This window comes from Chitinophaga sp. CF118 (genome assembly GCF_900112615.1).
Classification (GTDB): domain Bacteria; phylum Bacteroidota; class Bacteroidia; order Chitinophagales; family Chitinophagaceae; genus Chitinophaga.
Genome location: NZ_FOMK01000002.1, coordinates 76,519 through 90,572, shown reverse-complemented (window position 1 = coordinate 90,572; position 14,054 = coordinate 76,519). Strand labels below are relative to the sequence as shown.

Sequence of the window (14,054 nt, the reverse complement as noted above, 5' to 3'; positions counted from 1 at the left end):
TTATTCTCGCTAATTTACTAATTTTCTCTGGTTTTAATCCAATACCTTATATGAGAAGTTTAGAATGGGAATAACCTCCGCAAGAATCGGGTTGTCCCTGCTTTAGAACGAATATAATTTTGAGATGTATTTAAATTCTATAATCAATGCATCTCAATTCAACACCTGCTATTTTATACTTTGGAACACCTGTAGTACTGATTAGTACTTTAAATGAAGATGGCTCATATAACCTGGCTCCAATGTCGTCCATTTTCTGGCTGGGCTGGCGCTGTATGATTGGCCTTGGAACATCCGGAAAAACAGCACAGAATATCCTGCGTACGGGTGAATGTGTATTGAATCTCCCATCAGTTAACCAGGTAGAGGCAGTAAACCTGCTGGCCAAAACCACCGGTGTCGATCCTGTTCCCCCGCTAAAATTTCAAAGGGGTTACAGGTACGAACGGGAGAAATTCGACCTGGCTGGTCTTACTCCGGTGGCTTCTGAGACGGTTCTGCCTCCTAGAGTACTGGAATGTCCCGTACAACTTGAAGCTGTTCTGGAAGGTACACACGGATTGGCACAAGGTGATCCGGCTCTCAGCGGAAAGATTATAACTTTTGAATTACGCATGCAGCGTGTGCATCTTGAAGAGTCCATTTTAATGGATGGAAATCCTAACCGGGTAGATCCCGATAAATGGCGGCCCCTCATCATGAGCTTTCAGGAATTCTATGGTCTTGGAGATAAAGTGCATTATTCCACACTTGCTGAAATTCCGGAAGCATTGTACGAAACAAAGGATCTTGAAAAGGCACGAACAAAGAGCGTTACTGTTAACGGCTAGCTTAGACGGATTACTTTCGGAACTGTTGCCTGAAACTCATTTGTGAGCCGGATAGGGCCTAAAATGACCGAAACGGACAAAATGGCGGATGAAGTGTTATATAAGAAGTGTCTGAAATCATGATTTAAAGGTGATTATCCGTAAATTGCATTCGGATAAGAGACCGATAGACATGAATAAGCATATAATGATCTTTAGCATGGCCATGTTATTATGCCTTTTTTGCAAAGGGCAAAATAACTGGAAACTGAAACAAAACAAGGATGGAATTGAAATTTACACGAAGTCAGTAGAGACTTCCAACCTGAAAGCCATCAGGGTGCATTGCGCCCTTCCAGTCACTTTATCACAGTTGGTGACTGTCATAATGGACGTCAATACCGCAGTCGACTGGGTATACAGTACCAAATCCAGTTCCTTACTCAAAAAAGTGAGTGCTGCCGAGTTGTATTACTACTCCGAAGTAAGTTTACCCTGGCCCATCAGTAACCGGGACTTTGTAGCCCACCTGAAAGTTACACAGGATCCTCACAGTAAGGTTGTTACAATAGACGGTCCGGTTGTAGATAACTATGTGGCAGAAAAAAAGGATATCGTCAGGGTAAAGAGTTCTTATGGCAGATGGGTACTCACACCTCAGAAGAACGGCGTAAAAATCGAATACACACTGGAAACTGATCCGGGAGGTTCGTTACCCGCCTGGCTGGTAAACTTGTTCGTAGCAAAAGGCCCGCATGAAACTTTCAAAAAGCTGAAAGAACAATTGAAGAAAGCCGAATATAAGAATGCAACGCTTGCCTATATAAAAGAGTAATTCCAATTAATTGCTGAATATCTTATACCCTGTAGTTCTGAATCAATTCAGGACTACAGGGTTTATGTAGATACCCAATTCTGGTTGGATTTGCAATCTAAATTCGATCTTTGGAAAGTGCAGGATAGTGGTAAAGTAGCCCACATTAAACGTTTTGTCCCTAACAAAGCAATATAATTTCAAAAATACACCTTACACTGTGGTAATGCTTTTCTAACCCGTTCCTTTTCCTCAGCACTAAATTGATTATCCAATGCTATCAGTGTTTTCAATCGTTGTAATTTATTAATATCCGCCGGTAAAGTAGTAATACTATTTCCTGATATCACCAGCAACTGTAATTTAGTTAACTGTGTAAGAGAATGGGGGATAGTAACTAATTTATTATTGTTAATGATCAATGTATGCAGGTGCTGCATATTCCCCAATGATTCCGGAATCTGTCTTATATAATTATAACTGAGATTTAATTCTTCTAAGTTAGAAAGCTCCGCCCACATAGGATCAAATTCATTAAACTGATTGTATCCAAGATTAAAAACCCTGAGATGATGTAATCTTTTTATTGTACCAGGTAAATGACTCAATTGATTATTCTCCAGTTCCAGCACTTCCAGTTTACGACAGTCTCCAATCGCATCATCTACTAATATCAGGTTATTCAATGCGGCATTCAGTGAAAGCAATTTCTGGAGTTTCCCGGTCTCCGCAGACAATTTTGAAATGTTATTATTAGCTAAATCCAACCTCACTAATCGATTTAAATACTTAATTCCTGATGGAATATCCCGTAGTTTATTTTCCTGTACATTTAACACTTCCAGTTCTCTTAGCGAAAATATATTCGCATCAAATGTTTCAAAGTTATTCCGCATCAGGTTCAAAAACCGGAGGTGCTTCAAAAGCGTAATGCTGTCATTTACATTAAACAACTGCCGGTCGCGTAAATTTAACTGCCTACCATCTGCAACAATCGCTTCCGCAATATTATAATAAACAACTTCCTTAACAGGATTCGCATGCTGTGCAAAGCAACTAATAGAAAACATCATACACAGTGCTACTAACTTCATAAAATGATACTTTAAAAACGAAAATACAAACAGGAAACTCATAACTGAATTATAACTCCGTTAGAAGTTTCCTGCTTGTAATTCCTGTTACATTACTTCGAATAGAATAACAAACGACGTGTCTTCGTATGTGCCGTACGAATTACAATCACAAGTACCTGACTGTTTTTTACATAAGGTGCAACATTAAAATGCAGCTTTTGCAAACTACCAGTTGTTTTTAAACTACCTATCTGTACCAGTTTGCTTCCCGCCATATTAAACAATTCCAGGGATACATTCTCCCCGGCAGGTAATTTAAACTCTATCGTAATACGACCATCAGTAGGATTCGGGAAGATCCATACGTTTTTATTCGGAATCTCAACACTATCCTTTACAAGAATATAACGGCTCTTCGTAGCTGTATTAAACCCGGCACGGTTACCCGCCTGAAGCGTTACATCATAGATACCAGGCGTATTATATGTCACAACCGGCATGGAGTCAACCGCAACGGCAGGAGTACCACCAGTAAATGTCCAGTTACGACTAGCAGGCTTATTCGTACTAAGATCTGTAAAAGTAATCTCATTGCCCTTAAACACCTCCATAGTAGACGCTGTAAAATCTACCACCGGTGGGGGAGCAATCACCTCTATATATTTAGGATAAACAGCCGTATCAGCACCCGCAGTATTTGCTACCTGCAAAGTGGTGGTATAGAACCCGATACTATCATAAATGACTGTTTCAGTGGCACTCGCGGATGTCGCTGGTGAACCTCCTTCAAAGAGCCATTTACGGGTAGTCGGATAATAATGGCTGGTATCTGTAAACACCACAGTCCCCCCGGCAACTACCACCGTTGTATCCGCTTTGAATCCCGCTACCGGAGGCTGGTTGCCAAGGTTCTCATGAAGTGCAAATACGATCGTTGCTGAATTATCAAATTTCACATTATTAGTAGTCGCATCTGCCTGTGCTGCATTAGAGCCGTTCGGATGTTGTATAGAAATAAAGCCGAAACGATAATCAGGAGAGAAGGTCAAACCGGTAGGCTCTCCGCCGGCAGGCGAAGATCCGAAAAGTTCCACTTTCGGTGCACTCTGTGAGTGATCCGGACGAACCACCCAGATGTAATTGTTATCACCATCCTGACATACCCACATGTTCCCCTTATCATCAAATGCCAGGTTATCATTACCGCCACCCCATGCTTCGGTATACACTCCCTGTTTCGTGTAAATGTTATAAGACATTCCACCTACAAATGTTTCAAAGTTTGTAGCCACATCTCCCTTATCATCAAAACGATACACACGACCCTTACCCTTGGACGCAATATATATTTTATGATCTATCGGACTGATATCACAATCTTCAATACCATTGAAATTCGTACCGCCCAGAGAAGCGGCAATCGCGCTCATACTATTACGGTCATGCTGCGTCGTATTCGGTACCTGTATCCATTTAGCGGTACTGACAGTAGGCTCATCATTCACCAGTGCCTGATCAAGACTTAACACATAAACAGTACCCGCGCTAAGATTGCCGGGAACGTCAGCTACAAATTTATACATACAATGGGTACCGCCATCTTCCCCATAGTACACTGTTTTTCGGTCAGATGATACTACTACATTTTCATGATTCACTCGTCCCAGTGCCCAGAGTTTATCCTGTTTGCCATCACCATCATGGTCTATTACTTTTGATGTTACAGGGTCAATTTCTACTGCCCAGCCTACATCTTCATAACCATCTCCATTTACATCACCGCTATTCAGCGATTCTTCACAAGTGATGACTGTGCCCCAGGGGGTGATACCTCCGGAACAATTACGGGTTGTTGTTATCAGGTTATTATTGTAAAGATCCACAGGTTGAGAAGTGTCCACCATCCACAGGCGCAACGAATCATTATAATGCAGATCCAGCATGGAAACACCCCCCGGTGTATTTTCATGGTTCACTGAAAGATGCCCGCGGGTACTGCTGCCATTAATAGGAAGGTATGCCGTGTAATCAGCGTTGCCAGGTACTGCACCACCTATAGTATAATTCTGACCTTGTTTAAAGATCATCTGGAAACGATGTTCATCTGCAATGACCAGTTTATCTGTAGGTGCTGTTGGTACAATAGACGTAAAACAGGAGATATGCCTTCCATTGCAATCTGCTGGCGGATTCAGGGTAGGCCCATCTTTCATATAAAGGTCGAAACCCAGATCTGAACTTTGACCATTGCGGTTATGTACTTCCACTGCTATCTGGTTCTTCCCGGAAATAAAAACGGATTTAGGCAGCCTGAAAGTATAATAGGTAGTTTCTGCCGCTCCATCTATTGTGTTAACCGAAATCGTTTTATAATCAATCGTACCCGCTGGCATATTATCACGGATCACCTCATTACCATTAATGTATACAACTGCTCCATCATCCCTTCTTAAACCAATTTCCACAAAATCAGCGATCGATGAAGTATCTATAATAATAGCCCTGCGGAAATAATCAGTAATGATTTTATTGGCATTATCCGGACCATAAGAAATAGTTGTCGTCATCGGATCTCCATACCCCAACGGACCTTTGCCCTCTGGCCAGGAAGTATCATTATAGGTTGTATCTTTCCATGCCTCGGCATCCAGACTAACACCCGTATCCAGATAATTCCATGCAGATCCTTTGGCTAATGGATAAACAGCCGGTCCTAATGGAGGCAGCTCATAACCAACAGACATATCAAAACTCAGATCCGAACTGCTGGCAGAAGATTGATGCAGTTCAACCGCAATTACATTGATCCCATTCTTTAATAAATTAGCCGTTTTTGTTCTGAAATATTTCGTTTCATCCCCATCATTCACAGTAGAAGAAGCATAGGTATTATAACCAATGCTTCCTGAAGGCATATTCATACGGAATGCTTCCGTGCCATTTACATATACAATGGCTCCATCATCTCTCAGAACATCAAACAGGAGAGAGTCGTATTGTGTGCGATCATCTACTTTGAAAATGTGACGCAGGTAATAGGTAGTACGCTTGTGTGCAGCGTCAGTGCCGTAGTTGAGGGTAGTGGATTCGTTCCCGTCTCCATAGCCAAAGATGCCATCACCAAAGGCCCAGGCACTGTCATTGTAATTGATAGCTGTCCAACTGCTGTCTTTGAGATCAATACCTTTATCATGATATTTCCATGAAGTCTTTGCAGGAACAGGAAACTTTCCATTATAATATTTGTGGGGGATGATATAATTCACTACCAGGCGAGCAGCATTTGAAGGATTATTCTCGTATGCCTGTGCTACCCGTTTTGCGGTATTCGCAGTATATCCGGGAATCCTGGCGGCAGCCGGATCTATCATACTAAATAATACTGCATTGCCGGGTGTCCAGTTTGGTCGGTCTACAATGGTTTGCAAAAGTCCGGAAATATCAGGTGTACGTTGATTAACACCTGCTTCGCCAACAGTTGTAAAAGCAGCTGGCTTCCAGATCACAGTATCACCATAATACATGATACGGTGATAAATATCGTAATCAAATGTGCTCATGGTAAGCGGATTATCTACATTCTCCACACCAAGCAGCACATTCACATCACCGGTAGTATTTACTTCATCTACAGTAAATTGCAGATAAGCACTGTTGATTACCGCCCCCTGTGGAATAGTTACACCGGCAAATCTTACAGCCAGTAACTGATCACTGGCACCGTCTTTCGTAAATTCAAGATCTGAACTGGTGAGATACATTGTACCGGCAGTAATATCCTGTTCCGCATCGTCACTACCCGCACTTACCTGAAAAGTGGCGCCTATCACACCGGCTGTATCAGCTTTCCAGCCAAGACGATAAATGCCTTTCTCAAGAAATACATTCGCAAAGGTAATGTTCGTTCCATCAGATACCCCCTGACTGATAATTACCAGCGAATCCGTACTCAGCAGATAATACAATCCAGCTTTCTTTACTATAGAATCTGCCTTTGGTAAAGCCTGTGCCAGATTGATTTTTATGTTGGCAAAAGAAATGTTTAATGGATCAATCTCCCAGCCACCTTTCAGATAATATATGTCACCTTTAACGCCAAAAGAATTGTCAACATCTTTACCAACTATAATATTGTTAGTATAAGAAGTAATTTTATCAGGGAAACTAAGACCAGCATTCATCTTATTCCCACGGCTCCAGTTACCCCTTACTGTATCCTGGTATAGAGGTGCCACATCAGTTACTGGCGAAGTTGCTGCTATCAGCGTTCCTCCATTCAGCTTGATTTCACTGGGCTGTGTACCAGTACTGAGGATACTGGTATCTGTATGTGTACCAAAGTCATAATATAATTCGAGTCCGTTTGCAGGAACTGCTACCGGATAATGCATATGTTTTCTGATACTGTCCTGTGGCAGGGCCACTTTCCAGATTCTTAACTCATCCATCTCTGCTGCTACATTACTAACATACGCAGGACTATAACCAAGTCCTAATCCTGTGGTATTTGGTACATAAGAGGCAAAAGCTGTTTCTCCTACTTTCTCTCCGTTCACATAATAGATAAGGCTCCCATTCTGTATAGCAGTAACTGCTACGTGGTTCCATTCCCCGATGTTCCATACGTCTCCTTTATCTGAAATAGAATTCCAGCTACTGCCATTCGTACCGGCAACTACGTTCAGCTTATTATTATCAGGAAACTCAAAAGAAAGTCCGGTGGTATTATTATTCACACGGGCGTTGCTGGCAAGGATCTTGAAATTAGTTCCCGGATCTGCATTTAACTTCCCCCAGAATTCAATAGTGAAATCTTTGCTGAGTGCAGCATTAACAAGGGTAGAGGGAACAAACATCCTTGAAGCAGACGATAATTGCAGTACATCACCACGATGAGTAGTATATTCGGCAACCTCTTGTATACGTATATCCGAAATAAGTTTACCGTATAACTTTACTTCATCAATGGAACCGATAAAATGTTTGTTCTGATAATTATTACCTAATAATATAGGAACCGCATTATTAGGTGCGGGTGGCATTACATTCGTCCAGCGTTGGATCTGTATGCCATTATAATATATAAACAACTGGTGTTTTACATTGTCAAATTTCCATGCAAGATGTGTCCACTTATTAATAAAGATCTTACTTGTACCTGTATACGTTTTATTGGCAACATGATCAATATACTGCGGATAACCATCCTTATCAATGCCGAGTGTAATACTAGCATTGGAATAAATAGCAGCGCTGGTATCAGGTAGCTGTGATGGATTTACCCAGCAGGTGAACGTAAAAGCGCGATCCGTTAGTTCCAGTTTCTTGGAATCGAATACCCGTACTTCAGATCCCGGGCTAAAACGAATAGCAGATTGCAATTTATTCTTTCTATCTGGTTCATAGGTAATTCCGGAGGATTGAAATACATGCCCATATACAGAAGAATCTGTTACAGATCCATCAAAACTCAATGATAAATTGATAGTACTGTCGTCCACACTTCTCAGCATATCTGCATGGATCACTGATTCAAAATAAGGTTGGCCATTTAATCCTACATAGGCTATCTTCATCCGCCTGTTACCTTCCTGTCCATATACACTAACTCTTAAATAAGTTTGTTTAATTCCTCTCAATATACTCTCGCTGGTATAATCAATCGTATATTGGCCAGTACCTACATCCGAATTCAGATTGCCGGAAAGGATATCATAGAGAGGATAATTTACATCACCATAACGACCGTATAATTCCTGCTCATGAATATCCGCACTGAAACAAAGTACTCCGTCAATCTTATTATCTTTGATATATTTTACTAGTTCATCTCCCTGTGCTGTGACAGAGAAGTTCCTGCCTCCCCAGTGTTTGGCAAAAGCCGGTGTTCCTGAAATGAGAACCTTAAACGTAGCTGTAGAATGCAGCAGGCTTTGCTTTAACCATGCCAGTTGCTCGGGGCCCAGGTGCTGCTGTATACCATCACGATAACTCCGGTTATCCAGCAGGAAATATTCCACATCCTTGTATTTATAAGAAGAGAATAAGCCCTGTCCTTCAGTGGTGCTGTTATAATGAGGATTCGGCCACCAGTCCATAAAAATATCCTTCGTCTCTGCCAGAGTAGGCATTGTTTTATCATATTCATTGGGTCCCAGATCGTGATTATCCGTAATCGCCAGCTGTGGCATGGCACGGGTCAGTGAATCATGAAACTTCCGGTAAAACATGTAACGCGCAAAGGCCATATCTTTATTCGCCCAGTCATCTACCCCGTTAGGACATTGACCATTAGCATGCTGTAAGCCCAGCAGATAGGTAGCATCACCTAACCAGATCATCATATCACTGCCTTCACCTGCCATTTTATTATAAATAGCTGGATCTCCGTTCACGTGCGTTTGCGATTCAGGCCGGTCTATACAACGGGTAGTATCATAAATACGTCCGCATCCGCCTGCCAGAAACTCAAAATCAACCACTTCATTAACGGCATTCTTAATAATCGCCTTACGTACAGTAGGAATCCCATTTTTTCGAATGATTGCTGTATACGTTTCACCGGTGTGAAGATTGGAATATACGTACGACCGTAAGTGATATCCCAGCCGATCATCAGATTGATATTCTGTTCCGGTTAAAAGCACAGACCCAAGAGAGCCCAATACTTCCAATGAAAGCACATCTCCGGAGCCGGTATTGTCTTTGGTGAGTATCCATACTCTTACAGAGTCATTATAGACCGGGCTATACATTGGGCCAAATACGATAGAGTCTCCCGGTAGGGATTGACCGTTCGCAGTCACAAAGAATCCTGCAATGGCCAGTAGCAGCATCCATAACTCCTTTTTTTGCATATAGGTTGAATTAAAATTTAAAACTTACCTGGAAAATTTCCGGATGGCAGATGAATCTGTTAATGATTGCAGAAAAGCTATTAAAGCTGCCTTTTCTGATTTTAACAGATGCAGTGAATCCGTTGATAATGTCTGATTAGTTAACATACCCAATCCTCCTCCATGGTCATAAAAATCGATTACATCATTTAAGGAAGTATAAGCTCCATTATGAAAATAAGGTGCGGTAATCGCCACATTTCTTACACTGACGGTCTTAAACGAGTATCGGTATATATCTACATCTTCAGAAAATGTATGATTGGCAACACGACCTTTATCGTCATCGGTCAACTGCTGCAAAGGATGTTGGAATACACCTAATACCTCACTTTCCGATTCATGATAGAGTGGGGGTACCAGTCCGCTAAATGTAGGTGCATAATGGCAGGTTCCACAGGCGGCCTTTCCCATAAAAAGATTGAACCCTTCCTTTACCTGTTTGGGAAGCGTACGTTTTTCTCCTCTTACATATTGATCAAATGGACTGTTAAAAGATCGTAACGATAATACATATGATGATAGTGCAGATGAAAACTGTGACCTGGTTACCGGTTTGTGGAAAACACTGTTAAATAAGGCTACATAGGCTGTATCAGCATTTATCTTCTGCAGAATCTCCGGGAAATCAGTATCAAATTCCAGATGATTTTTGATCACATGATTGGCCTGATCTTCCAGGTCAAAAGCACGCAGATCATAAAAGTATCTGTCGGCATACACAGCATTAATTAATGAAGGCGAATTTCGCTCAAATGATTTCGTTACCCCATCCGTAAATGCCATCGCTGGCTGATGGCAACTACTGCAACTCATCTTACCTGTATGACTGATCCGCGGATCATAAAAGAGTTTTTTCCCTAAAGCCCTCAATGTATCATTGTCTTTCTCTTTTTTTAGCAGGGTATAATAATAGGGATCCAGGAAATCCTCCGAAAAAATATTACTGCTGTAAAAATTCCATGATGCTACCTTCCCACTAAGTACAGCAGACGTTTTAAGGTGTAACTGTTCATGCACATCTCCAATTACCTTATACAATGGATTGATATATGCCGTCAGAAAAGTAAGTCTGTCGAATGTATCAAAGTGATTGTTTTGAGATAGATAGAGAATGCTTTTTGAGAATAGAACCTCTGTACGCTGTGCAAGATTAGTCTGCCTTAATAACGGCCATATCACCTCCCGGAGGGCTCCCATGGTGGCATTGGCTTCTGCAAGCGCGTTCAATGAGCCAGGTGTATCAAAACCGGTAATACCAAGCGTAAAGCAACGGATCAGTTCCAATCTGACTGCTTCTGTAATTTCAAAGGCTCTGAAATATTTTCTTTTGGATAATGCCTGCACAATAATCTCCCACTTAGTCTCCAATGCAATGGCCAGTGCCATCACTCTTTTGGCATCAACTGCTTCTGAAAAAACCAATTCATCCAGCACCTGTAATCCTCCCGGAGCAATCACTTTCGCCTCATCCCGGTAATGATCTTTATCCAGGTAATCCAGCGGCATACTATTCACATACACTTTCGCAGGCATAGAATAATATGTTCCTTCATGATATGGATATGGATCCAGGTGATATAAAGGAGGACCATTCAGATATTCCTTCGTATGTTCCGGGTAATAATATTCTACGATATACTCAACGCCTTTATAAGCATTCCTGGTCTTGAGAAGTTGTTTGCGAAGTACGGCCAGCGATGTTTTACCTGTTGCATAACCAATCGCGGCATTATGAAGTGCATGTACCTGTGCGGATAATAACATTGCTCTTTTCATAATAACAGCACGCAACTCTTCATCTGGATCAGTATTCCGGAAGGATGATTGAATCAGCAATAATAATATAGATACGCACAAAGCGGCTGTTATTCGTTTCATGGTATGTGGGCCAATATAGTGGTATCACTGAGAGCTCCGATAAAAGCGATCAGTGCTTGTTTTTCTGTTGTTGTAAGATGTAATGAATCTGCCGGCAATGTCTGATTCTTAATGTGCAAGCCAGCCCCTGTACCACCACCATGATCATAAAAATCAATTACCTGCTCCAGTGTTTTATAGGCGCCATTATGAAAATATGGAGCCGTAAGCGCTGCATTCCTGACTGTAGTGGTTTTAAATGATTTCTCATTAATCCAGGTCATCTCACTATAAAGTTGATTATCCAGTCTTCCATTATCAGGATCCGCTTTTTTCTGCCTGGCATCCGGGTTTTGTAATACTCCCAGAATCTCGCTTTCGCTTTCTATATATAAAGGAGGAACAAGTCCTGCGAAAGTGGGGGCAAAATGACATGTACCACAACCGGCTTTTCCCATAAATAGGTTGAACCCCTGTTGTACCAGAGTATCTAATGTTGCTGATTCGCCCCGTACATATTGATCAAACGGACTATTGAATGATCTTAGCGATAACACATAAGATGATAGTGCTTTTGAAAAGTGATCACGAGTGATTGCTTTTTTACCGAAGCATTGCCTGAATAGTTGTTTGTATTGTTTATTTCCTTCCAGTCTCTTTATAATTTCCTCATATGCTGTATTAAATTCCTGCTGATTGAAGATCACATGTTCCGCCTGTTGCTCCAGGCTAAATGCGCGCAGATCATAAAAATACCGGTCAGCATACACCGCATTCAGTAGCGTAGGGGCATTGCGTTGTACCGGACGATCTTTTACAATACCGGAGGATCGAGGTTGCCCATCAGTAAAGGCCATAGATGGATTATGGCAGGAGGCGCAACTTAGTTGATGATTGCTGCTCAGTACGGGATCATAGAACAACTTCTTTCCTAACAACCGCAATGTTTTATTGTCATCGTCTTTTCTTAACTCTGTGTAGTAATAAGGATTTAAAAAATCCTCCGAAAAGATGTTTTTGCTCTGATTATTCCACGCATTATTATCAGAAATAGCATCTGTCCCATAATAAGTATACAACGGGTTAATATATTGCTTTAGAAAAATAAGCCGGTTAAAATCATTGAAGGAAACTGGTTGTTGCAGATAAGCAATAGCACTATCCAGCAATAGCATAATTTCATCTCCCGGCCTTATCGCCTCCGTAATATTCCTTATTCCGGTTAATGAACTACTAGTTTCTTCCAGAGCATTCAACGAGCCAGGTGTATCAAAGCCGGTAATGCCCATTGCAAAGATGCGTACTAACTGCAATCGTATAGCCGAATACCAGTCCCGTTCATTAAATGTCCGTGTTCTGAAATCAGCCAGCAATACACTATAATGTATCTTTAGTTGTTGTGCCGTTGAGGCTATCTTTACAGGTGTTTCCCCAGTGCTGATCAGCTCATCAAGTACTTGTAATCCCTGTGGTTCCATTACTACAGCACGCGAATCATTCCGTTCTAAACGGAGTACCGGTGCTCCATTAATATGTTCTTCAGTATATTCCGGGTAATAATATGCCAGCAGGAACTCTATCTTCTTATACGCCTTTCGTGTATTACTGAGTGTGGCCTTCAGCGTATCCAGGGATGCCTTATTGAATTTATAAGCACTGCTTACTTCTTCCAGTATAAGAGTCGCTTTACCAAATGCTTCAGCATAAGATATGGCTAACTCCCCGGCTCTGTTAACAGGTGGGTGAAAGGCAAGTTGGGCAAAACACAGTATTGCTACTGAGAAGAATAGTAGAACGATTTTCAAGAAGGCATATTTAATTACAAAAGAACACCCGCCTTGCATGCAGGTATAATGTAACAAATCCGTGAACTAATTTTTACTGAAGCGCGAAATTAGCAGGAATTGATGAGCCAACTGTTAATTGTATGTTACCTTATCGTTAGCTTTAATTTCTCTCTGATATTACCAGGTATCTCCTGTTGTAACTAATTAAATATCAATGGAACAAAATTTGATAACAAATGAGAGAGGAATGAGATAAAGTCATCCTTCGTTCATCCTTCGTTTTTAAACGAAGGATGAACGAAGGATGACTTTATCCCGCCTATATTGCCAGATAATTACACATTAAGAACAAATATTCTCTGATATATTATTTCAATTTTTAAATCACCAAACAATTAGCACCATGTTCAGTAACACCAAAGCATTCAGCAGTTTTTCTACAAACGATCTGCAAAAGACCAAAGCATTTTATCAGGAAATATTGGGTTTAAATGTTTCTGAGGATAATGATATGATGTTGTTAACATTACATCTTGCTGGCGGTACAAACGTGCTCATCTATCCTAAAGATAACCATATATCAGCAACTTTCACAGTCCTGAATTTTCCGGTAGATAATATTGATAAGGCAGTGGATGAGTTAACAAGCCGTGGTGTGAAGTTCCTGCAATACGAAGGTCAGATTAAAACAGATGAGAAAGGTATTTCCCGGGGAAAACCCAATGTTGCCTGGTTTACAGACATTGCGGGTAATATTCTGTCAGTGATTGATCAATCCTGGTAATATACTCACAACCTTGCATAATTTGAGT

General features: G+C 41.2%; 7 protein-coding genes. 3 read left to right on the top strand and 4 right to left on the bottom strand.

Translation table 11 applies throughout. The features are described from left to right. The first annotated feature begins 146 nt into the window (after positions 1-146). Both BM176_RS08670 and BM176_RS08665 read left to right on the top strand, forming a co-directional pair. Entirely contained in the window at positions 147-830 is a 684-nt protein-coding gene (locus BM176_RS08670; RefSeq protein ID WP_090101890.1) for a flavin reductase family protein, read from the top strand. Positions 831-1,002: 172 nt separating this feature from the next. Continuing rightward, positions 1,003-1,644, top strand: a complete 642-nt coding sequence (locus BM176_RS08665; protein WP_090101888.1) for an START domain-containing protein — start codon at positions 1,003-1,005, stop codon at positions 1,642-1,644. Between the two features lie 179 nt (positions 1,645-1,823). On the opposite strand, the gene BM176_RS08660 is transcribed toward BM176_RS08665, so the two are convergent. The 4 genes from BM176_RS08660 to BM176_RS08645 form a co-directional block, all read right to left on the bottom strand. After that, the gene (locus BM176_RS08660) at positions 1,824-2,717 is read right to left on the bottom strand and encodes a leucine-rich repeat domain-containing protein (RefSeq protein ID WP_177230346.1); all 894 of its coding nucleotides are present in this window, start codon (positions 2,715-2,717) and stop codon (positions 1,824-1,826) included. A gap of 92 nt (positions 2,718-2,809) precedes the next feature. After that, entirely contained in the window at positions 2,810-9,556 is a 6,747-nt protein-coding gene (locus BM176_RS08655) for an alkaline phosphatase PhoX (protein WP_090101859.1), read from the bottom strand. A 24-nt stretch (positions 9,557-9,580) separates the two neighbouring features. Beyond that, a complete protein-coding gene (locus BM176_RS08650) occupies positions 9,581-11,476 on the bottom strand; it encodes a cytochrome-c peroxidase (protein ID WP_090101857.1) in 1,896 nt (631 codons plus the stop codon). After that, positions 11,473-13,260, bottom strand: a complete 1,788-nt coding sequence (locus tag BM176_RS08645; protein ID WP_177230345.1) for a cytochrome-c peroxidase — start codon at positions 13,258-13,260, stop codon at positions 11,473-11,475. The genes BM176_RS08650 and BM176_RS08645 overlap by 4 nt, the downstream gene beginning before the upstream one ends. Before the next feature lie 385 nt (positions 13,261-13,645). On the opposite strand from BM176_RS08645, the gene BM176_RS08640 reads away from it, so the two are divergent. Beyond that, a complete protein-coding gene (locus BM176_RS08640) occupies positions 13,646-14,026 on the top strand; it encodes a VOC family protein (RefSeq protein ID WP_090101854.1) in 381 nt (126 codons plus the stop codon). The last annotated feature ends 28 nt before the right edge of the window (positions 14,027-14,054 follow it).